Source organism: Candidatus Neomarinimicrobiota bacterium, assembly GCA_041154365.1.
GTDB classification, from domain to species: domain Bacteria; phylum Fidelibacterota; class Fidelibacteria; order Fidelibacterales; family Fidelibacteraceae; genus Fidelibacter; species Fidelibacter multiformis.
This window is the reverse complement of sequence record AP035449.1, coordinates 1461531-1485034: the sequence shown is the minus strand read 5'-3', so window position 1 is coordinate 1485034 and position 23504 is coordinate 1461531. Positions and strand designations below refer to the sequence as shown.

Annotated in this window: 23 protein-coding genes and 1 other RNA gene; 23 read left to right on the top strand and 1 reads right to left on the bottom strand. The window is 43.4% G+C overall.

The features are described 5' to 3' along the window. The first annotated feature begins 83 nt into the window (after positions 1 to 83). The 13 genes from strainIA91_RS06485 (at position 84) to strainIA91_RS06425 (ending at position 13348) form a co-directional block, all read left to right on the top strand. Positions 84 to 1916 (top strand): ComEC/Rec2 family competence protein, encoded by a 1833-nt coding sequence (locus strainIA91_RS06485; RefSeq protein WP_400165966.1) that lies wholly within the window; start codon positions 84 to 86, stop codon positions 1914 to 1916. Next, complete coding sequence (locus strainIA91_RS06480; protein ID WP_400165965.1) at positions 1910 to 2929, top strand: ribonuclease HII; 1020 nt, start codon at positions 1910 to 1912, stop codon at positions 2927 to 2929. The genes strainIA91_RS06485 and strainIA91_RS06480 overlap by 7 nt, the downstream gene beginning before the upstream one ends. Next, positions 2919 to 3824, top strand: coding sequence for a signal peptidase I (lepB, locus tag strainIA91_RS06475; RefSeq protein ID WP_400165964.1), 906 nt, complete (start codon positions 2919 to 2921; stop codon positions 3822 to 3824). The genes strainIA91_RS06480 and lepB overlap by 11 nt, the downstream gene beginning before the upstream one ends. 9 nt (positions 3825 to 3833) lie before the next feature. After that, positions 3834 to 4967 carry a radical SAM family heme chaperone HemW gene (hemW, locus tag strainIA91_RS06470; RefSeq protein WP_400165963.1) on the top strand — a complete coding sequence of 378 codons (1134 nt, stop codon included), beginning with the start codon at positions 3834 to 3836 and terminating at the stop codon, positions 4965 to 4967. 151 nt (positions 4968 to 5118) lie between these two features. After that, positions 5119 to 5781 (top strand): hypothetical protein, encoded by a 663-nt coding sequence (locus strainIA91_RS06465; RefSeq protein ID WP_400165962.1) that lies wholly within the window; start codon positions 5119 to 5121, stop codon positions 5779 to 5781. After that, the gene (amrS, locus tag strainIA91_RS06460; RefSeq protein ID WP_400165961.1) at positions 5768 to 6796 is read left to right on the top strand and encodes an AmmeMemoRadiSam system radical SAM enzyme; all 1029 of its coding nucleotides are present in this window, start codon (positions 5768 to 5770) and stop codon (positions 6794 to 6796) included. Before strainIA91_RS06465 ends, amrS begins: the two co-directional genes overlap by 14 nt. Before the next feature lie 18 nt (positions 6797 to 6814). Next, complete coding sequence (locus strainIA91_RS06455) at positions 6815 to 7204, top strand: hypothetical protein (protein WP_400165960.1); 390 nt, start codon at positions 6815 to 6817, stop codon at positions 7202 to 7204. Position 7205: 1 nt separating this feature from the next. Next, the gene (locus strainIA91_RS06450) at positions 7206 to 7400 is read left to right on the top strand and encodes a hypothetical protein (protein ID WP_400165959.1); all 195 of its coding nucleotides are present in this window, start codon (positions 7206 to 7208) and stop codon (positions 7398 to 7400) included. A 73-nt stretch (positions 7401 to 7473) separates the two neighbouring features. After that, complete coding sequence (locus strainIA91_RS06445) at positions 7474 to 7851, top strand: hypothetical protein (protein WP_400165958.1); 378 nt, start codon at positions 7474 to 7476, stop codon at positions 7849 to 7851. Between the two features lie 81 nt (positions 7852 to 7932). Continuing rightward, on the top strand, positions 7933 to 9018 hold the full coding sequence (locus tag strainIA91_RS06440) for a pyridoxal phosphate-dependent aminotransferase (protein WP_400165957.1): 1086 nt from the start codon (positions 7933 to 7935) through the stop codon (positions 9016 to 9018). Beyond that, entirely contained in the window at positions 9011 to 10111 is a 1101-nt protein-coding gene (gene gcvT / locus strainIA91_RS06435; protein ID WP_400165956.1) for a glycine cleavage system aminomethyltransferase GcvT, read from the top strand. The genes strainIA91_RS06440 and gcvT overlap by 8 nt, the downstream gene beginning before the upstream one ends. A gap of 5 nt (positions 10112 to 10116) precedes the next feature. After that, positions 10117 to 12495, top strand: a complete 2379-nt coding sequence (locus tag strainIA91_RS06430) for a DNA translocase FtsK 4TM domain-containing protein (RefSeq protein ID WP_400165955.1) — start codon at positions 10117 to 10119, stop codon at positions 12493 to 12495. Next, on the top strand, positions 12482 to 13348 hold the full coding sequence (locus strainIA91_RS06425; protein WP_400165954.1) for an SMP-30/gluconolactonase/LRE family protein: 867 nt from the start codon (positions 12482 to 12484) through the stop codon (positions 13346 to 13348). Before strainIA91_RS06430 ends, strainIA91_RS06425 begins: the two co-directional genes overlap by 14 nt. A gap of 66 nt (positions 13349 to 13414) precedes the next feature. Here strainIA91_RS06425 and strainIA91_RS06420 read toward each other — a convergent pair whose 3' ends face one another. Then, positions 13415 to 14692 carry an NAD(P)/FAD-dependent oxidoreductase gene (locus strainIA91_RS06420; RefSeq protein WP_400165953.1) on the bottom strand — a complete coding sequence of 426 codons (1278 nt, stop codon included), beginning with the start codon at positions 14690 to 14692 and terminating at the stop codon, positions 13415 to 13417. Between the two features lie 175 nt (positions 14693 to 14867). Between strainIA91_RS06420 and strainIA91_RS06415 the strand changes: the two genes are divergently transcribed. From strainIA91_RS06415 to thpR, 10 genes are all read left to right on the top strand, one after another. After that, positions 14868 to 17153: a FecR domain-containing protein gene (locus strainIA91_RS06415; RefSeq protein ID WP_400165952.1), complete on the top strand. Its 2286-nt coding sequence runs from the start codon at positions 14868 to 14870 to the stop codon at positions 17151 to 17153. A 19-nt stretch (positions 17154 to 17172) separates the two neighbouring features. Beyond that, positions 17173 to 17931, top strand: a complete 759-nt coding sequence (locus tag strainIA91_RS06410; RefSeq protein ID WP_400165951.1) for a hypothetical protein — start codon at positions 17173 to 17175, stop codon at positions 17929 to 17931. 65 nt (positions 17932 to 17996) lie between these two features. Next, an RNA gene (ffs, locus tag strainIA91_RS06405) (signal recognition particle sRNA small type) lies at positions 17997 to 18093 on the top strand. Between the two features lie 23 nt (positions 18094 to 18116). Continuing rightward, positions 18117 to 19697: a DNA polymerase III subunit gamma/tau gene (gene dnaX, locus strainIA91_RS06400; RefSeq protein WP_400165950.1), complete on the top strand. Its 1581-nt coding sequence runs from the start codon at positions 18117 to 18119 to the stop codon at positions 19695 to 19697. Between the two features lie 18 nt (positions 19698 to 19715). Then, a complete protein-coding gene (locus strainIA91_RS06395; protein ID WP_400165948.1) occupies positions 19716 to 20039 on the top strand; it encodes a YbaB/EbfC family nucleoid-associated protein in 324 nt (107 codons plus the stop codon). Further along, positions 20039 to 20656: a recombination mediator RecR gene (gene recR, locus strainIA91_RS06390; RefSeq protein ID WP_400165947.1), complete on the top strand. Its 618-nt coding sequence runs from the start codon at positions 20039 to 20041 to the stop codon at positions 20654 to 20656. Before strainIA91_RS06395 ends, recR begins: the two co-directional genes overlap by 1 nt. Next, complete coding sequence (gene pgsA, locus strainIA91_RS06385; protein ID WP_400165946.1) at positions 20646 to 21242, top strand: CDP-diacylglycerol--glycerol-3-phosphate 3-phosphatidyltransferase; 597 nt, start codon at positions 20646 to 20648, stop codon at positions 21240 to 21242. The genes recR and pgsA overlap by 11 nt, the downstream gene beginning before the upstream one ends. Then, the gene (locus strainIA91_RS06380; RefSeq protein ID WP_400165945.1) at positions 21220 to 21699 is read left to right on the top strand and encodes a phosphatidylglycerophosphatase A; all 480 of its coding nucleotides are present in this window, start codon (positions 21220 to 21222) and stop codon (positions 21697 to 21699) included. Before pgsA ends, strainIA91_RS06380 begins: the two co-directional genes overlap by 23 nt. Next, positions 21696 to 22925 (top strand): competence/damage-inducible protein A, encoded by a 1230-nt coding sequence (locus strainIA91_RS06375; protein WP_400165944.1) that lies wholly within the window; start codon positions 21696 to 21698, stop codon positions 22923 to 22925. Before strainIA91_RS06380 ends, strainIA91_RS06375 begins: the two co-directional genes overlap by 4 nt. Then, positions 22922 to 23503, top strand: coding sequence for an RNA 2',3'-cyclic phosphodiesterase (gene thpR, locus strainIA91_RS06370; RefSeq protein ID WP_400165942.1), 582 nt, complete (start codon positions 22922 to 22924; stop codon positions 23501 to 23503). The genes strainIA91_RS06375 and thpR overlap by 4 nt, the downstream gene beginning before the upstream one ends. Position 23504 lies beyond the last annotated feature (1 nt).

Below are 23504 nucleotides of genomic sequence, written 5' to 3'. Positions count from 1 at the left end.
TATTACCATTGATCCTCATTTCTATTTTTTTAATGACCCTTTACCGGTTCTGCTTTTGCAAAACTTCCATTTTTATCCTGCTAATGCTATGCTCACTCGTCCTTGATACATTAAAGCAGCCTGTTTTACATGAAAAAGAGATGTTTCAGACAGAAACTTCCATATCCATCTTTCTGAAGAAAAAACATACGGATTGGAAACAAAATGTTTGGTGGGAGGGAATCTGTCAATTCGAAACATTTTCTCTGCCGGTGATGCTCTATTTGGATGGCCCGGATACATTACATTCAGGACAAGAATGCCAATTTCTTAATCCCAAAATCCAACTTCGAACGAGAGACATTATACCTGGTTTATCCGTCTATGAAACATCAAAAACGGTATCCAGATGCAGCAGGAAATACACCATTAATGGGGCTGACTTCTTAGAAAAAGTACGTGAGGAGATAAGGGGTATCCTATTGAAAGACAGTGACATAAGGTCAGGATTTATAGCTTGCGGACTCTTTCTCGGCGAAAAAAGCATGATACCTGAGCCTCTAAAAAATAAAATCAACAGAGCGGGTATCAGTCACCTCTTTGCCGTATCAGGACTCCATGTGGGATTCATTGTTATGCTAATTTCTTTTATCCTTAAAAAATGCGGCTGTACCACAAGGGTGATATTATGGCTAATCCCAGTCTTTGCTCTTTTTTACGCCCTGCTTACTCCTTTTTCATCGTCAATCTTCCGAACCGTTTTAATGGTAACACTATACAGTGCCGTGACCCTTCTAAAGCGGAAAGTTCATATTCTTCAGATCGTCTTTTCAAGTATGCTGATCATGGTTCTCTATGATACATCCCAGATGAATGAGGTCGGTTTCTGGTTTTCCTATCTGGCGGTACTTGGTATTCTTCTCTTTTATCCTCCCATTGAAAGAAAAACACGCCGCTTCCCTACATGTTTCAGATATATTCTGAACAGTCTGGGTGTCTCTGCTGCCGCGACCTGGGGAATTATGCCGGCAGGAATTACCGTCTTCGGTACTTTTTCAACACTGGCAATTGCCCTGAATTTGGTGATGATTCCTTTGGTTTTTCTCATGCTGGCATCGATTATCAGTGGTGTCTTATTGCATGCCTTACCCGGGTTGGGCAGACTTTTTTCTGTCGTGTATTCCTATTTATCAGACGTATTTTTTTTCATCCTGTATCACGTAACTCAGTATGACGATTTGCTGATTCATCAGGTTCGGGATGCTCTGCTTGTACTGGTTTTCTGGTTAATTATAACACTTCTGTTTTTTAACGTTCCCCGGAAAAAAGTGTATAAATACTGGATTTTTTCTGCTTTGATTGTTACTGTATTCATCTTGCCAAGGTTGTGCAGCCAGTCTGTCCTCATTTCCGGAGAGGATAATGCATTAATCCTTCGAAAAGGGAAAAAAGTGTTAATGATTAACGGCACCACTCAGGATCATTTTGATCAGAAAATACTCAAACGATTCCGCCTGTCAGGTCTGGATGTGGAACGCCTTCTGATCACACACCCGGACTTCATCAATCCTGAAAATGTGTTGCGATTAAAAAAAAGGTATCCCGGTATGGTAGTCATGGCTGCACATGATTTACATGGTCTGGCTGATGTCACGATTCGGCAGGATACATCTGTAACACATGGAAAGACAAGCATCTCACTTTTTCCGGATCATCATAAGATAAATGTCCTGCTGAAACCGGGTAATAAAAGCTGTGGACTCATGGAATATGCACAACAAATGGATAGTGCGGACCTGGTCATCTCCAGAAAAAAGTACAGTGAATTACGGACGGGAACTGATAAATTTCTAACCGTCCGTCAATTACTGGTTAGGGACACCATAAAAGCAGAGTTGAAAAAATCAGGATTGGAGGTTGAATTCAATATATGGTGACGGATAATCCTTTCATTCTATTTGACCGCAGTATGCGGGATAATCCGGCAGATTTATTGGCAGGGGTGGATGAAGCGGGAAGAGGTCCGATTTTCGGTCCGGTTGCGGTAGCCGCCGTCGTTTTTCCACTCCATATTGAATCCAATCCGCTGATTAAAGATTCAAAGAAACTCAGTGAAAAACAGAGAAATCAGGCCCGTGAATGGATTCTCCGGCATGCTTTGGCATGGTCAGTGATTTTTGTAGATCACCGGGATATTGACCGGATGAATATTCTTCAGGCGACTTTGTACGGGATGAAAAAAGCGGTTGAATCACTGTCTGTCCGGCCTGATAAAATTCTGATTGACGGAAACCGGATTCCCAAAGGAATGGAACGGTGCATACCTGTAAAAGGGGGAGACCGGCACTCATTTTCGATTGCGGCGGCATCGATATTAGCCAAAACAGCCCGGGACCAATATGTAGAGGAATGTGCCCGGCGGTATCCGGTTTATGAGCTGGAAAAACATAAGGGATATGGCACGGCAAATCATATCCGGCTTCTTCAGGAGAATCTGCCGTCTCCTGAGCACCGGCTCAGTTTTGAACCGGTGAAATCTTTTACCTTTCCAGCCCGCCCGGATCGAAAAATCCTGGGTTTCTGGGGAGAAAGCTGGGCCTTATACACATTGTTAAAGCACGGGTTTACCTTTATTGAACGGAATGTCAGACTTCAACACTACGGGGAAATTGACCTGGTTATGAAAAAGGGGGAACAGTTTGTCCTTGTTGAAGTAAAAACCTCCGGACCCAATGACCACTGGGAACCGGAAGAATGGATAACAGAACAAAAAATAAAAAAAATGCTCAGGTTATCAGAATTGTATTTCTATAAATTAGGCTATATGGAATATCATGTCAGACTGGATGTGATGACTGTTCAGGCAAAATCCTGGAGGAATCCTGTTATCAAACATTATGCCGATATTATTTACGGCGGTGAAAGTGAGTTGAATACCCATGCAGATTAAAGAGTTTTTTCAGAAACGACGGGAAAAGAAACAACAGAATAAAAAAGTCTTTTCGTCCACCAAAGAACGGGTGATATATGAAATCAAATCCTGGACACTCGTGATTATTGCTGTCTTCTTTATCCGTGCCGGTATTATCGAGGCGTACCAAATTCCTACAGGGTCAATGGAAAAAACCATTCATGTGGGCGATTTTTTACTGGGTAATAAATTTTTATATGGAGCCCGCACACCGGACTGGGTCGGGATTCCTTTTACACGGGTTGGTTTTGATATTCCATACTACCGTTTTCCAGCTCTCACGGATCCGGAAGTAGGGGATGTGGTGATATTTAAGTTCCCCCTCGATCCCTGGACCAATTATGTGAAACGGTGTCTGGGAGGGCCCGGAGATACGGTTAAAATCGTGGATAAAAAAGTTTACGTCAATGGTGAACGTTTTGATGATCCCGAACACTCGATTGTAAATTATGATCATATCTTTCCAAAATCCTATGAAGAACCCCGTATTTTTCCCAGTGGAAACGGGAACAGAGACCAATATGATCCCATTTACATTCCCAGGAAAGGAGATATTTTCAAATTATCCGGCCTGTCTCATAAACAGGTGGAGTTTATTCGCCATATCATGATTCTGGATGGACACAGTCCGGAAGACAACTATGGCATTTATTATGAAAAAGGGGAACCGAAATACAAGGTGGAACAGGACTATTACTTTATGATGGGGGATAACCGTGATAATAGTTTTGACAGTCGTTATTGGGGTCTTGTGCCTTATGAATATGTGATGGGTTCACCATTGATTCTTTATTTTTCATGGGATAAAACCGCTCCCTGGACACAATTCTATAAAAAGATTCGCTGGAACCGGATTTTTCATACCGTATCTTAAGCCTGTTCTATGGGAAATCCCGGCATCTATATACACATCCCATTTTGCCTGAAAAAGTGTCCATATTGTGATTTTTTCAGCCAGGTTGCCAATGAAGATGAAACACGCCGTTTTTTGCATCAGCTTCAACAGGAAATAATAAACAAAGCTCCATTTTATACCACGTCTACATTCGATACGGTTTATATTGGTGGAGGAACACCCAATCGTCTTAAATCATCTGCTTTAATGGAATGTCTGGATATCCTGAAAAAGTCTTTTCATATCACATCCAATGCAGAAATAACCCTGGAGTTAAATCCTGAGTGCATAGATCCTGAGGATCTTAAGGCCTATGAACAATCCGGAATCAACCGGCTGTCCCTGGGGACCCAGTCTTTCAGGGATGAAGAACTCAAGTTTCTGGGGCGGATTCACAATGCCCGGAAAAATCTGGATGCCTTACAGTTGATTTGTTCCACCCATGTTTTTTCCCTGGCCTGTGATGTGATAACAGGACTTCCGGGCCAGTCTGTGGATGATCTGCAGATGAGTCTTGATATCTTACAGAAATTTTCTCCTGAACACCTGTCTGTATATACACTGACTGTCGAGAAAGAAACTCCCCTCTATCAATGGGTTCAAAAAGGACGGATAAATCCCTTGGATGAAGAAAAAGTGAACATGTTGTGGAAATTTGCCCATGATGATCTGAAAGACAAAGGTTATTCTCATTATGAAGTGTCCAATTTTGCCAAACCCGGATATCACAGCCGCCATAATTCCAAATACTGGGATGATTCCAATTACCTGGGTTTTGGGCCTTCAGCCCATTCCCGGTGGGGCAGAACCCGTTTTTGGAATCCGCCTGATTTGAAGAGCTATCTGGATGGTACTTATCAGCCTGTGTATGAAAATATGAATGATGAGCAGTGGCTGACCGAGCGGCTGATGCTTGGGCTCCGAACAGAAAAAGGTTTTAATCTGAATACTTTATCCATCATAAAGCATTCTCAGCCGTTTTTCGATACGATATCTCGCCTGAATTCTGAAACGGAGACAAGACTTCTAAAAGTTGAGGGAAATTTTCTGAAAGCAACACCAGAGGGTTGGATGCTTCTGGATTCAATAATCGAAGAATTAACAGAAAAAATAGACTGCTGACTTGCATTTCATGAAATTAAACAATATTTTTTATAATCGGGGATTAAGAACTATCTCACTAATCAGTTACCAAAACGATAACGCCGCAAAAGGACTCTTAAAAAGAACGATTAAGGTTGGTGCTGTCATGAATAAATATTTCTGCTGTCTGATGTTGTGTTTGGCCGGGATGGGATTGCTTTCTGCCCAGGATCGTGATACTCTGACGACTGTTCAGGATTCCCTGCCTGCATTCAATCTGGAGGAATTGAGCGATACCCTGATGACAAAACCTGATACAGGGACAGCTTCTTCAGCAGATATTCTGCCTATACAGAGCTCTTTTTTCCTGTCTGAGTTGGAATCACAGGCTTTCACATTCTCTTCGATTCCCTGGAGTATTCCCCGGGAACAGGTGGAAGCTCTTTTAGCACTCCGGGGGTTTTCATCGGATACCCTCGATCGATGGATTTCTGCAATCGGTAAGGATACTCTATACTGCTACCCGGGATATCAGGATGAAGGTATCACCTCTTTTCAGCTTCTCTACCTTCCTGAAATGAGGGATGAAGACACCCTGTTGAAAAAATACCGGATGATCACCGGAATTCTCAGAAAGAAATACGGAAATCCATCCCATATTTCAGTTTATGATGTCAAAGATTATTCACCCGGGAAACCTTTTTATACCCAAAAATGGATATCCGGAAACGAGTTACTGGTAACCTCTATTAACCGGTCAGACCGTCACATTAATATTCAATATTTTTTTGAACCGGATTCAATCGTAAAGAAAAAAATTGATTATGAAAAACGTCTCTATGAACTCTTCTGATTATTTACACAGGGCGGACTGGTGGAGTCCACTCGATGATGTAACAAAACGTGTCAAATGTACCTTGTGTCCTCATCAATGTATCATTGCTCCGGACCACTATGGGCGATGTAAAGTCAGAAAAAACAGTGATGGCATTCTCTATTCTGTATCCTATGGAAGACCTGTAGCACTCCATGTGGATCCTGTGGAAAAGAAACCCCTGTATCATTTCTATCCCGGAGAATCGGTGTACAGTATAGGGACTATGGGATGTAATCTGTCCTGCGATTTTTGCCAAAACTGGACAATCTCTCAGGCTGGTTATGATAAAATCCCATCTTCTGAAACATACAGCCCGGAGGATATTGTCCGGTTAACCGGGGAGGCAGGACTCCGTCTGATTGCATTCACCTACAATGAGCCGACGGTTTATGCCGAATATATGCGGGATATCGCCAGAATAGCCGTGGAAAAAGGAATGAAAACCATCTCTGTGACCAATGGCTATGTCTCGGCAGATATAATTCCGGAATTGTACGAGAATGTCCATGCTTTCAATATTGATTTGAAAGCTTTTTCTGATTCCTTTTACAGAAAATATACCGGTGCTTCTTTTTCTGAAATCCTGGAAACCATCAAAACGATCCATACCTTGAAAAAACATCTGGAAATCACGACTCTTATCATACCAGGACTGAACGATTCCCGGGAAGAACTCCGGCATGCATTCGAATGGATACTGCAGAATACGGGAGAACTGACACCCCTACACCTGTCTGCCTTTTATCCCGGTTATAAACGGCAATATCATGCCCCAACTTCTCCGGAAACACTTGTTAAGGCCCGTGAGCTTGCCTTGGATATTGGATTGAAATATGTGTATATTGGCAACGTTTCGGGCGTGGATAATTCGACCTACTGTCCCGATTGTCATGCCCGTATCATCAACAGACATTCTTATCGGATACAGGTTGAACAGGAAAGAGTTTGTTCGTGTGGCAGGCTCATTGACATAGTGAACCCGGGAAAATAATAAAAGAAATTTGTATATATGATGCAATTTGATACACAAGGCTGGACAGGATTTAAACTAAAGGACTCCATTGAAATCGAAATAACCCGACAGAATCTGTTTTTCATGCAACGGCAGTTTTCAGTGGCTGACCACATTGATTTTTTTCCCTATGATGTTATCGGGGCCATGAATCCCGCAGATAATGTCAATTTAAGTTATAAAGTAAAAACAATAAATATTGAAACAGATGCCGGTTTTTCAATAGAAACCGATATTGTAGATAAACGGTTTGTCCTTAGAAATCGCAGTTATACTAAAGGGACAACCCGGTATATGACGGAAAAGAATGTCAAACCGGGAGATGTAATTGTCATTGAAAAGCTGGATGCGTATAATTACCGCATGCATTTGAAAAGGGAGTCCTGACATGCTGAACAAAATAACCATTGAACTGGACGATGATCAGTTACAGGAATTTAAGGAATTAATCCAGAAACTGGAAAAATCCCCTCCCGGTGAAGCAAAATCTGTCAAAGTCACGGGTGTCCTTCGGGGGGCCTTGAAGGAAATCAACCGTCAACTGATTCATTTTGAAGATTTTAAAAAGAGAGATCTCTGGTAAACTACCGACTGCCAACTGTCGACTGTTGACTGTTAACTGCCGACTGTTGACTGCCGACTATAAAGGAGAAACAATGGATATACCGAACCGGAAAAGTGAAGATAAAGCACAGCGGGATCTGGGAGCCGTGCTGAATGATATGCTGGATACGGTCAAATCATCCTATGGTGAAAAAATGTTCAACATACTTTACAAGAGGATTGAAAAAACATTGGATGATTTTGACAAAGATGTCCGGAAAATCCTGGAAGATATTGAAAAAAAAGATACCCAATATTTTGAAACCCTCCCTGATATCAAGCAAAAAAGCGTAAGAATATCCGAGTGGAAAAAATCTGAAATGCCGGAAGAAAAAACGGAGGAAACTGCCGGAATTTTATCTGAATCGGAGGAAGCCGATACCGATGCGGATCAGGTAATTATCGAACGGATTGAAAAACGCAAAGGATAATACGAAAGGCAAGCCATGTCATCAGTTCAGAAGTCTTTAATTCGTCAAATTTTTGATGGTGCCCCTGCCGGGAGTATCAATTTGGCCCTAGGTGAACCGGTTTTTGATATGCCGGAGTGGTTTCATTCCCTTATCAGCAGAGACGTGATTAATAATTTTGCATATTCCCCCACGGCCGGAACCGACGAAGCCAGAAAAGCGGTTGTGACCATTAATGAGTATCCTGGAAATTTTGATAATGTTTGCATTGTATGTGGCGCAGAAGAAGGTCTCAGCGCCGGTATCGGCGGAGCCAAACTCTATTGGGCAGGGAAAAAAAATGAACTGCTCATACCTTCCCCATATTTTCTCACCTATCCAACAATCAGTAAAATGATGGGGATGGATCTGAAAACCTATCCAATTCCACCCTTTTGCAAAGGGAGCATCGCTGAGAGTATCCGGGAACATATCAGTGAAGACACAGCCCTGGTAATTCTCAACACACCCGCCAATCCTTCGGGACTCATGATGACTGAAGCGGATATCCGTCAGGTGGAAGCGGTTTGTGATGAATACGATGCTTTTCTTCTGGTGGACGAAGTCTACCGTTTTTTCGGCAATGTGGAAAAACCGGTTTGCCATAATTGGAAAACAGTGGGAGAGAGGACCATCATCGTCAGTTCTCTGACAAAGTGCTTTGGATTACCCGGTTTGCGCCTGGGCTGGGCATTTACCCGGCATTCCGTATTGAATCAGATATTTGCAGCCCATCAGGCTATGGTTGCCATTGCCCCCACTATCTCCCAGTTGATTATCAGCCGATTTCCCGACTTCGATTATCAGAAATGGCTGGAAGATAACCGGAATCGGGTCATTCATAACAGAAAAATTATTACGGAAGCCCTGATAGAGAATAAACTTGAGTATGTTCCAACCCTTGGATCTTTTTATGTTTTATTTAAAATTCCAGAAGCCGTACTGGAAGCTATGGACGAAGTGGATTTTGCCTTCTATCTGAAAGATCATTTTGGTATCTTAACTGTTCCGGGAAAAGCTTTTGGTGATTATTCCAAAGGGTTTATGCGCCTGAGCTACGGAGGGCACCCCGATACATTCGCTGAAGGTGTCCGGCGAATCCGGAAAGGAATCGATTCCATCATTCATAAAGGATCTTCTCATGAATAATACGTTGAAAAAAACACCTTTTTATGCAAAACACAGCTCCCTGGGAGCCAAAATTGTTGAATTTGCCGGATTTCACATGCCGGTCATGTATACGTCCATCAAAGAAGAACATCTTGCAGTCCGCCAAAAAGCCGGTCTTTTCGATGTGTCACACATGGGTGAATTCCTCGTGGAAGGGGAGGATGCCGAATCCTTTCTCAATTATCTCACACTGAATGACGTTTCATCCCTCATAGATTTTCAGGCACAGTATTCAGCCATGTGTTATCCTGACGGTGGCATTGTGGATGATCTCATTATCTATCGATTTGAAAAAAACAAGTATATGATGGTTGTGAATGCCGGCAACATTCAAAAGGATTTTGATTGGGTTAAGAAAAACCTTAAAGGAAAAGTCTCTGTGAAAAATGCTTCCGACGATTATGCCTTGCTGGCTCTTCAGGGACCCGAGAGCATGAAAATCCTTAAAAAGCTGGTTGATTTCGATCCCCAATCTGTTGGTTTTTACCATTTTTTGAAGGGAACTGTGGCCGGGATTCCCATGATTGTTTCACGGACGGGTTATACAGGTGAACCAGGTTTTGAATTTTATCATAAACCGGAAGAGGGTGAAAAACTTTGGGATGCACTGTTTGATGCCGGGAATCCCTATGGTTTGAAGCCTGCGGGGCTAGGAGCCCGGGATACCCTGCGGCTTGAAATGAAATATTGCCTTTACGGGAATGATATAGATGATACGACCAATCCCCTTGAAGCCGGCCTGGGCTGGATCACCAAGCTGGATAAAGAGGATTTTATCGGTAAACAGGCACTGGTAAGGATCAAGGAATCCAAACCGGCACGAAAACTGGTAGGCTTTACCCTCCTGGAAAGAGGAATTCCACGCCATGGCTATCCTGTCTATTCTAAGGATGAAGAAGTGGGTGTTGTAACCAGCGGGACACAATCTCCCGGTCTGGACCAGCCTATCGGTCTAGCCTATGTCCGACGGGATTGTGCAAAAACCGGTACTCCCCTTGAAATTGGCATCCGGAACAAAAAAATTCAGGCAAAAATTGTGAAAACTCCCTTTGTGGATTCAAAACCTTATTGATCTCTATGAAAGAAAAAATCAAACAGGAAGTTATCGGCGTTCTCTTTATGATTACGGCTGTTCTTACAGGCATTAGTCTGGCTACATATTCACCCTCTGATGTTTTATCCATGTCCCGCTTCTTTCTCATCGAAAATGCCATGGGTATCGCTGGGGTTTTTATTGCGCATGTTCTGATTAAATACGGCCTGGGATATTTTTCATGGGGACTTGTCCTTCTTCTTTTTGTATGGGGATGGACTTTTTTCGCTGCAAAAGATTACCGAAAAACATGGCGATTTACCCTCTACTGGTTTTGCTTCATCCTTTTAACGGCATTGCTGACCACCACAATCCTAAACCGGCATGTACCGATTGTTACGCCTGATTTCAATATCAGTGGTTTTGCCGGAGGATCCCTCAGTATTCTATTAATGGATTGGTTGGGACTGATTCCATCCATACTTATCCTGATTGTGGCCATCATTGTGGTGGTCAGTCTGTATTTCAGGTGGAGTATGTATCAGCCTCTCAACCGCCTTTGGAAACACTGGATGGAAAAGTACCACATCTGGAAAACAACACGCAAAGAGCAAAGATTAAAAGAGAAAAGTGCCGGATTAAAAGAGAAGGGGAAATCAGATAAAAAGAAAGATAAAAAAGGAAAGAAAAGCCAAGAAAAGGTAACGCCGGAAGAACCGGAACCGCTTGAGAATCAAAAAGCAGTGGTACAGGAAGACGATGTCCCGGATATGCCCCCTCAGAAGGAAAAGCCTGAAAAGGGAGAAAAAGAAGATACACAAATCGAAGGCGATCAAGGCTCATACGATTTTGAAGTCAGCGAAAAACGCACAGATGACAGCATCGATTATGATGATTTTGTCGAAGAGGGGAAAAGGAGAGAATATCATTTTCCCAGTGTGGATTTGCTGAATGATCCACCGCCGGGGTATGAGATAGATCCCAACGAACTTCAGGAAAACGCTGACATACTTACAAAAACACTGGCTGATTTCGGTGTAACGGGAAAAGTGGTGAAAGTTGTTCCCGGACCGGTTGTCACCCTATATGAAGTGGAACCGGCTACCGGGGTGCGGGTAAGTAAAATTTCATCACTGGCTGACGATATTGCCCGTGTTATGGCTGCCAAACGAATTCGGATTATTGCTCCTATTCCCGGAAAAAAAGTGGTTGGTGTTGAAATTCCAAACCGGAAGCCGGAAATTGTTTACTTTAAATCCATTGTTAATTCTGAACGGTTTACCATAGTAGATGATAAGCTGGTGATTGCCCTTGGAAAGACGGCCAATGGCGAACCCTTTGTTTTTAATCTGGCCAAAATGCCTCATCTTCTTATTGCCGGAACCACCGGTTCGGGAAAATCCGTCTGTATCAACACATTACTCATGTCCGTCCTGTACAGGGCTAAACCGTCTGAAGTCAAATTCATTCTGATAGATCCCAAGAAACTGGAATTGTCAGTGTATAAAGCTTTGAAAGAGTATCACCTTATTACCAACGATGATATTGGAGAACATGTCATCACACGACCTCAAAATGCGGTTTTGGCACTCCGGAGTGCTGAGGTGGAAATGGAAAGGCGCTATACGGTACTGGCAAATGCCACGGTCCGGAACATTGATGAATACAACAAAAAGGTGGCTGATGGCCTGGTAGAGGGTGAGCATCTGCCTTATCTTCTGATTGTCATTGACGAACTGGCAGATCTGATGCTGACCGCCGGAAAAGAGATAGAAGAACCGATTGCACGCCTTGCCCAAATGGCTCGTGCCGTGGGAATTCACCTTGTGATTGCAACTCAGCGCCCCAGCGTGGATGTGATTACCGGCGTGATCCGTTCCAATTTTCCTGCCCGTATCGGCTTCCAGGTTCCAACAAAAATCGACAGCCGGACCATCTTGGATACAGGAGGCGCTGAAAAACTCTTGGGGAAAGGAGATATGCTTTTTCTCTCTCCGGGACGTTCTGAACCCATCCGTATTCATAATGCCTTTATTACTCTGGAAGAAATTGAACGGGTCATGGATCATATCAATGAACAACCTGGTTCCGGCGATGATTTTATCCTGCCTTCCGCGAAAGAGGAAGAAGAAGAGGAAGAGAGTGATGATTTTGAACTTTCAACAGAACGTGATCCGCTGTTTGAAGAAGCACTGAAACTGGTAGTAATGCATCAACAGGGGTCAATATCCCTGATACAACGCCGTTTACGTGTCGGATACAGCCGGGCAGCACGACTTATTGATGAACTTGAACGGGAAGGTATTGTAGGTCCTTTTACCGGCTCAAAAGCTCGGGAAGTGTTGGTGGATACAAACTATCTGGAACATCTCAAATCCCTGGAAGACGGGACTTTTGATGAGGAAGACGATGATAATTCGTAAAATATTTCTCCTTTTTTTCTTTCTGCTTCTGATCACAGCCTGTTCTGAAGAGGATTTTCAATTCTCCGAGAATTTGGTAAAAGTAGCGGATGGTTTAAATTTTCCTGAGGGACCTGTTTTTGCCGGGGATGACCTGCTTTTTTCCAACTGTTATGGTATGTGGATCGGAAGGTTGAGCAAAGATGGACGTTTAGATACCTTTGCAGACCTCTCCGGCAATGATTTCAAACCCAATGGATTATGCTGGGTACCCTCCGGTGATGTATGGGTTTGTGAATTTAATCAGGGACGCATCCTGAAACTTGATACATCCGGTACAATTCTCAGGGTTTTGGATTATAATGGAGAACGTTTCTCACGTCCAAACGATATGACCCTCCATAACGGTCTGATATATTTTACGGATCCAAAATCCTATTCAAAGACCGTTTGGGACGGCCGGATATATTTGCTGAATCCTGAAACAGAAGAGATTCAATTATTGACAGGCGGACTCGCTTTTCCCAATGGAATCGCAATTGGCCCGCGGGGGAAGAAGCTCTATGTATGTGAATCAGCTCTGAACCGGATTACGATTTTGCCGATGGATAATCCTGAAAAACGTGAAGTTTTAATTGAGCTGCCTGGCGGTGACCCGGATGGTATGGAGTTTTATGATGAAAAAACACTCCTGGTAGCCCATTTTGGCGGGGGGAAAATGTACAGTATCGATATTGATACAAAAACGGTTACCGATAGTCTGGAATTACCCGGAAAACGGGTAACTAATTGTACAATCAGTCCGGATAAAAAATTCCTCTATATAACCGAAACAGTCACAAATGCCCTTTATAGACTGCCGTTAAATCCATGATATTATTTGCTTCATTTATATTTCCATCATTGAATCAAGTATAATATTAAAAGTATAAATAAAGATTTACTGATCCTGTGCTTGATGTATTTGTTGAATCATACTTTCTGCGGCACACCAGCCTGTTGAAAATGCCGCCTGAAGGTTATAACCGCCTGTATCAGCTGCCAGATCCAAAACTTCACCGGCAAAATAAAGGTTTGGGATATATTTGGACCTGAGTGTTGCCGGTTCTATTTCTTTCAGATAGACACCTCCCTGAGTGACAATGGCTTCATCAAGGGATCGGTATCCACTGATTTTTACGGTAAAATGTTTCATCCAATGAAGAATCTTTTTTCGCTCCTCTACCCGTACCACATTGCAGGGAATATCACCAGACACTCCAGTTTGACTGAGACATACCGGTCCTAAAGCCTCCGGCATCAGAAATCGAAAGACATTTTTGAGTTTTTTGTTACCATGTGTAGTGAATTCCCGAATCAGGCGTTTGTCCAGGGTTTGTTCATCCAGTGCCGGCTTGAAATCGATTTCCAGTGAGATACGTTTCTGGTGACGCAGAGACAAGACAATTTCACGGCTAAGAGTTAAAACTACCGGACCAGACAGGCCAAAATGGGTAAAAAGAAACTCCCCAAACATCGATGCGGTCTTTTTTCCCTCCGTATAAACCGATACCAGGGCATTTTTTATGCTAAGTCCCTGAAGTCCATAACGATCTCCCTGTTCTGCAACAAGGGGGACCAGAGCAGGGGCAGGGGGGATGATGGTATGACCGGCCTGAAGGGCCAGTTTATATCCATCTCCCGTGGATCCTGTAGCAGGGTAACTGGCGCCACCTGTGGCAATCAGGACGGCCGATGTCTCATATTGCTGGAGCCCACTGGGTGTCCGGCATGAAACAGCCTGAATCTTGTCACCATGTACTATGAGCGAATCACAGGAATGGTGATAAAGGATATTTACATGGTGTCCAACTGCCCAATCCGTCAGTTTATCTGCGATTTCGTGAGCATTTTGGGAGGAAGGGAAAATTCGCCCGCCCCGTTCTTCTGTCAATTCAATATGAAGTTCATGCTTAAAAAAATTCAAGAGCTCATCCCTGAAAAAACGGGAAAAAGCAGAGTATAAAAATTTCCCCTGTGTTCCAAAGGCGTTGATGAATTCTCTCTGAGGCCGGCTGTTGCTCACATTACAGCGCCCTTTTCCTGTAATGCGGAGTTTTTTTCCGGTTTTTTCCATCTTTTCAAGCAATAGAACCGGTATCCCCGCCTGCCCCAGTTTCCCTGCGGCCATGAGCCCTGCCGGACCACCGCCTACAATCACAATATCTGATTTTATCATGGTATAACTTAGAGAAAAAGAATGAAAAATCTGAATAAAGCTCTTGTGAAACAGGATCTTTTTGTGATAATCATCATGATGAAATGTGTCTTTAGGAGGATTTTATACAATTATCTACGATAATTGATACAGGATTCATATATTTCATAAAACTTAAAAAAAACGGAGGTCATTGATGGGAAAACGATGGTTATACGGTTTATTGCTCCTGTTCATGACGGTGTCCATATTGCCGGCTGGAGTGGCCAGTGTCATCAAAACCAAAGGTGATGTCAAACTATTACCTGCCGGAAGTTTTGATTTACTCTCAGTAGAGGTGGGGACACAGTTGGAGAATGGGGATGTAGTTCAAACGGCATCGGATGGATTTGCCGTGATTATGTTTAATGATGATAAAACCCTGTTAAAACTCCGTGAAAATGTGCAAATCACATTGAACGATGATGCATCCTCCAGAACCGTGGAAATGGATAAAGGGGAAAGTCTTTTTGAAGTGACCCCCGGTGCTCTGAAAGAATTCAAAGTCCAGACCCCGGTATCTGTTGCATCGGTGAAAGGAACCAGGTTCTGGGTTGCCTGCCAGGATAATGAGGACAGGATTTTCACAACGGAGGGAACGGTTGAAGTGTTTAACACCCTGTCAGGACAGACGGGTACCGTCACCCAGGGGCAGGTGTGTATCAATACCACAGCAGGTGATATGCAGGTTCGGAACTACTCAGCTTCTGAACTTCCAGATGAATCGGTTTTTAATGCCATGATGGAAGAACCTGTTGAAGAAGAAGTACCCCAGGAAGAACCTGAAGAAGAGACAGGTCCGGTAGATCGGTCCGAAACAACCATTACTCCTGCTGAACCCATTACAGCTCCCCAGACTGAAGAAACAGCTGAAGTGCCCGCTGAAACCGGAGAAGAAGCTGAAGCAGAAGAACCGGCTGAAGATGGTGAAGGCAAAAATTATGGAGTTGGTCTGGGTGTGGGGTCTGTGACCATTAACGGAAAGCTCTACAACCAGATTGCTGCGAGACCCACCCTGCAAATGGGAAAGCTGGGTGTGGGCCTTGATGTGGTTCTTTACATAGACAGCGATGGGAATATTCTTGAGGATAACTGGAATTCACTGGACGATGTATTGGATAAGATCTATTTCCTTAGCTGGGGTTTTATGGAGGATCCTTTCTATGTCCGCCTGGGTGGATTGGATCAGGTAACCATGGCAAACGGTCTTGTGGTTTCAGGATATACTAATATGCTGGAATACCCGGAAGTCAAACGCCTGGGAACCTATCTGAAATTCCGGACCGGTAAAATTGGATTTAACGGATTTATTGCTGACTGGAATGAACTGGGTGGTGAAACATTGACTCCCGGTTTACTGGGTGGACGGGTCTCTTATAATACGAAACTTATCCTGCCGGTTAGCGTGGGTTTAAGTATCATCTCGGATGTGAATCCATACAATGCTTTTGACAGAGACCGGGATGATGACGGATATTCCGATTTGATGGATATGTTTCCGGATGACAGTGAAACATACCGGGATACAGATGGTGACGGATTGGCAGATAACAGGGATGTGGATCCTGCCGGGACAGGTGGATGGTATTATGATCCCAGCCTGAACATGACACCGTCAGAGATTAACGCCCTGGATAAATACTTCACATCACTGGGATATACAAACGGTCCCGATTCGACAAGCACCCTGATGGATATACCCACCATTTCTGATCTGATGGATGATCATCCAACCATTTATTCTGTAGGCGCAGATGTCACAGTACCGGTCCTGAGTATGTCATTCCTGAACCTGAATGTCTATTCTGAAGCAGCCATCCTGGGTTATACCGGAGGGACAGTGGATAAAATGACCTTCGGTGCGGCACCTTTGGGAGTTGCAGCCAATATTATCAAAATCATTGATGCACGTGTCGAATACCGTTGGGCTCAGGAAAATTTCCGCTATAACTTTTTTGACAGGAATTACGACATCAACCGGGTCTATGTACAGAGAGATTCTGTTGGAAATGTGGTTCCGAAGACCAAATTCGACCGGATCCTGAATGACAGTATTCCCTCTGTCCAGGGTATCTATGGTGCTGCCGGTGTAAAGCTTTTTAATGTAGCTTATGCCCAGGCATCCTATATGCACATGGTATCAAAAGAAAAAGACGAGGTCCGGAGTTTTAATGCACAGGCAGGTGTCCAGAAAGGACTGGTTCCCAAATTGTCGGAATTATCCGCTTATTATATCCGCAATAACGACCCAAATCCCTTTAAATTTAAAGATCCTTCGGAAAATACGATCTGGGGATACCGGGTCGGAGCGGAAGTGAGCCCCGGTGTATCCATTATCTGGAATTTTATGACCACTTACCGGGATAAAAACGGAGACGGCAATATTCAACCCAAAGAAGAATCTCTGAAAATCACGACCATTGAAACAGGGATTACTCTCTGATACTTTTTCAATGAACAATGTGAAGCGATTCTTCCTTTTTACCCTGATCACTGCCTCTCTTGTGGCTGAAACACCACAGGGAGGCAGTGTTGTTGTATTGAGTCATAAAGTGGGACCGGAAATTAATTGTCTGGAAAATGCTTACTATCACATTTTTCCCGATCTTCCACAATTATGGTCAGCCCAGATTGTTTATGTGAATCCTTCGTATTATGGCGTGAAAATTTTATACCTGGACAGCAGTTCCAGGCAGCTTCAGAAAACTGTTAAAAGACTGAGAGTCAGTGAGTATGAGGCATTAAAACAACGTGTGGATCTGACTCCGCGCCCATCAGAAGAAGATATTCAAAAGATAACCGGGACTTTCCTTTTGTTAAAACAAATGGAGTTATTCCGGAAAATTCCTGCAGGATATCCTGTCAAAATTTTCAGATTCCAGGATACACCTGTCAAAGGAGTCCTGAATGCCCATGAAGACAAGGGAATGATTATATCCAGTAAAAATGGGTCTGTTAAGGTTCCATATCCCATCATAGAGAAGGGATACTGGCTTGAATACAGGACCCGGAACCACGGGCTGGATAAGTACATCTATGGCGGAGCTCTGGGACTTGGTGCTATGAGTGGTTATTTGCTTTTCCGGGAAAACTCCAGACCGGTCCGGTATTATAAAACAGCTGTTTCATCTGTCAGTTTTCTTTTAATTACCGAATTACTCAGGCAGACATATTTGACAAAAATTCCCCGTAAACATGCTTTTGAGATTATATGGCATTAGGACAATTAATTTGTCTTTATTGACCGCTTCCTTTAAATTAACCGATGTGCGAAAAACGATTAAGGCCTCAGGTCCCGTGCAATTGGGAAATGCTGAACCCCGTCAGATCCGGAAGGAAGCAGCGGTAGGCATCAGAACAATGTGCCGGTCAGCCTGGGGTCCTTTTTTATCCTTATGAGGACTGAATGAGCTACCAGGTAATATCACGGAAATGGCGTCCCCAAACCTTTGAAGAAGTCATTGGTCAAACCCACGTTACCGAAACGCTGGTCAATGCTATCAAAAGCAATCGAATCGGCCAGGCCTATATTTTCAGCGGTCCACGGGGAACCGGAAAGACGTCTACAGCCCGTTTGTTTGCCAAAGCTGTAAATTGTCAGCATCCTCAGGGACACAATCCCTGTAATGATTGCGTGAATTGCCGGGAAATTACTGACGGCCGTTCTATGGATGTCCTGGAAATTGACGGGGCCTCAAACCGGGGGATTGAAGATATTAAATCCATCCGGGAAATGGTGAAATATCCTCCCACCCGGGGAAAATTCAGAATTTATATCATTGATGAATTCCATCAGATTACCAGAGATGGCTTTAATGCCTTGTTGAAAACACTGGAAGAACCACCACCACATGTCATTTTTATATTTGCCACGACGGAGCTGAACAAGGTGCCGCCTACGATTTTAAGCCGCTGTCAGCGCTTTGAATTCAGACGTATTCCATCAGAAGATATTATCAAACGTCTAAAATCTATCTGCGAAAATGAAAAAATCAGCATCGATGAGGAATCCCTTCACCTGATTACGAAAAAAGGGGATGGGAGTATGCGGGATAGTCAGAGTATTCTGGAACAGGCTGTTGCATTTTCTACAGATAATCAGATTCGTTATGACAAAATTGTGGATCTTTTGGGAATTGTTCATGATGAAGTCTTTGTTGCACTGACTGAATCCGTTTTAAATAAGGATGTAAATGCCATACTGGATCAGATAAGGAATGTATCAAACGGTGGACATGATCTGCCGGAATTTATTCGCAACTTTTCTGCCTTTATCCGGGATTTATACATTGTTAAAGTGACAGGAACAGCAGAAAAAATTGAAACAACAGATACCATGAAACAGGTGATGAAAAAGCTGGCGGACACCAGTGATGAACATGCATTGATTCAGATGCTTTCCCTCATCCACAACATTCTGCCCCAATTGAGCAACTCATCAAATGTCCGGCTTTTAATAGAATCCCTCTTACTGAAGCTGACCCGTATGGATGATTTGGTGGATCTGAATAAAATTCTGGAAAAAATGCCCCGGCAATCAGGTTCACGTCCCCAATCCAATACCCCTTCATCGCCGGCAAAGACAGATCGTTCAATAAATCATGTTTCTGAAGCTTCTTCACCCAATCCTGAACCTGCTAAAAAAAATGAAGAAAAAGTCCTGAGGGATCTGAATCAGGGCAGCTGGGACAGGTTTTTAAAAGAGGTAAAAAAGGAGAGTCCCAGAATATCGTCCCTGCTGTCAGCTGTTACGGTGACATCTATTGATGAACACTCTGTCAAAGCTGAATGCGGTGAATCTTTCACATGTCAGCAGATTGAAAGAAACAAAGAGACAATCCAAAAATTGCTGGATGGTTTTTTTAAAGAGAAAATCACATTACGTGTTACATTAAACAAAGAGACAGAACATAAAACAAAGGATAAACCCCTGGAAAAAGGTGTTCATAACATCTTGAATGTTTTTGAAGGGGATATTGTCCAATAAAGTGTAAAAGGAGAGATAATGCTTCCAAAAGGCGGATTGCAGGAAATCATGAAGCAGGCCCAGAAACTGCAAAAGCAAATGGAGCAGGCCAAGGAAGAACTGGAACATGAAACCGTGGAAGCCTCGGCCGGTGGTGGCATGGTCACGGTTGTGGTAACGGGGAAAAAAACGGTGAAATCCATAAAAATTTCCCCGGAAGTCTTGTCTGAAGATACGGAGATGCTGGAAGATCTGATCATGGCAGCTGTCAATCAGGGACTTAAACAAGCAGAAGAACTGGCGCAGGAAAGAATGGGATCTCTTACCGGCGGGCTTGGGAAAATACCGGGATTCGGACTGTAATGACATCCATTCCAAATGTAATACAGGAACTTACGGAACTTTTATCTGCCTTGCCGGGAATTGGCAAAAAAAGTGCTCAACGCATCTGTTTCTATTTGATGGACCGACCCCGTGAAGAGATTGTACGGTATGCCAAAGGACTTATTGATCTGAAAGATAAAATAACCCATTGCCCTATTTGTCACTTTATTACAGAAGAGACTCCCTGTGCTATCTGCCGGGATCCTAAACGGGATGAAACGGTTTTGTGTGTTGTTGAAGATAGCCTGGATGTTATTTCCATAGAAAAAACAGCTGCTTACCATGGCAAATACCATGTCCTGGGAGGATTAATCAGTCCCCTGGACGGCATCGGCCCGGAAGATCTTTCCATCGATCAGCTTGTAAAACGACTGGATAACGTTAAGGAAATCATCCTGGCGATCAATCCTTCTGTGGAAGGTGATACAACAGCCCACTACCTTCATAAAATCATCAGCCGTCATCAGGATATCAGGATGACATCTCTGGCCCGGGGTATTCCCGTGGGCGGTGACCTGGAATTTACAGATGAAGCAACCCTGACCAAAGCCCTGGAAGGCCGGTCAGATATGAATGGAAGGCATCATGATCAGTAAACGGTTTGTTCCTAACATACTCACTGTATTTCGTGTGCTTATTACACCGGTGTGTCTTTATTTTATTCTCAGTACAGGTCCCTTCTACAGCCTGTATGCCATGATTCTGTTTCTGATTGCTTCAGTTACCGATGCGGTCGATGGCTGGTACGCCCGGAAATATGATGTCACAACCGAATTTGGAAAATTTCTGGACCCGCTGGCCGACAAAATTCTTGTGATGACTATGTTTGTGGCTTTCGGACTCAAAGGACTGGCCCCCTGGTGGATGATTTTTATTGTCCTGTTTCGTGACATCTTTGTGACACTTCTCCGGAGTGTGATGATCCGCCGTGGACAAAGTATGCATACCAGTAAATTTGCCAAAGCCAAAACCGGTATTCAGATGTTCATGATCTATTTTATCCTGACCTTTCTTGCTATTGAAAACATTCCGGTCTTTGATCCTTTCTATTCCTTTTTGGATAAACTCCTGATAGATAAACATCTTTTATGGGTTATGATGTTGCTGACATCTATGATCACTTTGTACAGCGGAATTCTGTATCTCTTTGAGAATAAACATGTCTTTACAAAAAAAACCTGAAAAATCTTTCTTCTGGAATATCCTGGGCTCTTTTTTTTATATAGGATATGTGCCCTGGTTTCCCGGAACCGTGGCATCCTTTATCATGGCTGTGCTAATAAAATTTCTATATCCCTTTGAAGCAGCACCTGTACTGGAAATACTTATGATCGGATCTTTCTTTTTCTTAGGGGTTAAAGCCGGTCACCATATAGAAACAAGAACCGGAAAAAAGGATCCGGGCTTTATTGTCATCGATGAAGCAGTGGGTATGATGCTCACGGTTTTTCTTCTTCCCAAAAGTTTGTCCGTTGTTTTCGGCGGGATGGTCCTGTTCCGGATTTTTGATATCTGGAAACCCTGGATTATATACCGGGTTCAAAAAGTACCGGGTGGCTGGGGAGTTATGCTGGATGACCTGCTGGCGGGATTGGCTGCCTGGATTCTGAACGCCGCTTACTTTTATTTTGTACCATGAAATCCATTGCTGAAATCATTACAATTGGTGATGAAATTCTTGCCGGTGCCACACTGGATACCAATGCCCATTGGCTTACCGGTGAATTGGTAACTTTGAATATTCCCGTCTTAAGAAGACATACGATTTCCGATCGAACTGAAGAGATTCTCCACGTGCTTCGATCCTTATCTGATGATACAGGTATCGTGATTTTAACAGGTGGATTGGGTCCTACCCGGGATGATATTACCAAAAAGACTGTTACGGAGTATTTCGGTGGAAAATTGATCTTTTCAGAATCCCTATTTCAGGAGATTCAGGAAAAGCTCAAGCACAGAAACCGAACCATCCCTGAAAGTAACCGTGAACAGGCCATGATTCCTGACAACGCCAGGATTCTCCCAAATCCCATGGGAACAGCTGCCGGTTTATGCTTTAAGGATAAAAAGGGTAGACATGTTTACCTGGTTCCTGGGGTTCCTGAAGAGATGAAAAGCATTTTCAATGAATCAATTCGTCCAGAATTGACAAAATTACCTGGAGAAAAAATCCGTGTCTTCATCTATAAAACCACAGGGATTATGGAATCAGAAATTGTGGACAGGATTGATGAAGGATTAAATGATTTCCCCATGGTCAAAGTGGGATATTATCCATCCGTTTATGGTGTGAACTTGAAAATGACGGTGAAAGAAAATGAGGTAGGGACTGTTGAACCCCGGCTGAGAGATTTTTTATACAATCGCTTAGGTGACACGATTTATACCGAAGGGGATCGGGACATCACAGAAATCATAGCTGAAAAGCTCACAACCCGTGGTTGGACCCTTTCTGTCGCCGAATCATGCACTGGAGGACTTATCAGTCACCGTTTAACAGACATTCCGGGAATTTCAAAGGTTTTTACTGAAGGATTGCTTACATACAGCAATGAAGCCAAAATTCGACGACTGGGTGTATCAGTCAATACTTTGAAAAAACACGGGGCAGTGAGTGAAGAGACGGTGATAGAAATGGCTCGTGGTATTCGTCAAAAATCAGGTACAGACACAGCATTAAGTGTCAGTGGCATTGCGGGCCCGGCAGGAGGGACCCGGGAAAAACCGGTCGGGACCGTATGGATCTGTGCTCTGACACCGGAAAAAGAAAAAACAATACGGATCCAATTTAATAAAGGGCGGCACATGAATAAACATTTCGCATCCCAGGCTGCCCTGAATTTATTGAGAAAGTTGTTGTTATGAATGAAATTCATCACATCCGGTCTTTTTTTGCCCTTTCCTGTGATGAGGAACTTTCCCGGAAACTGGCCGATCATTTCAAATTTCTGGAAGTATGTCCAGGCGTAAAACCTACCCCGTCTCATGAATACCATATCACGTTGAAATTTTTAGGAAAAACCCCTGTGGATTTGTTGAAAAAAACGGAGGAGAATCTTCATCAGAGTATTGGACAAATCCCGTCCTTTTCCCTTAAATTAAACACGACAGGGATTTTTCCACGGGGAAGCCATCCGAAAATCTTATGGATCGGCAACCGGCATGTTCCCCTACCGTTGCAGCAAATTGTCCTCCAACTGAATTTGCTTTTCAAGGACTACGGGTACCCCCGGGAAGAAAGGCGGTTTAAACCTCATGTGACTCTTGCCCGTGTTAAAGGTGAGGTAACAAAAACGTGTATAGAAAAATTTATCCAAAGCGAATGTCCGCCTATGGTTTTACAGGCAAAGGATATTATCTGGTATGAAAGTCAGTTATCATCAGCAGGTCCAGAGTATATAGAACGAATGCGAATTCCTTTAAACATGAAGAAAGGAAGGTAAA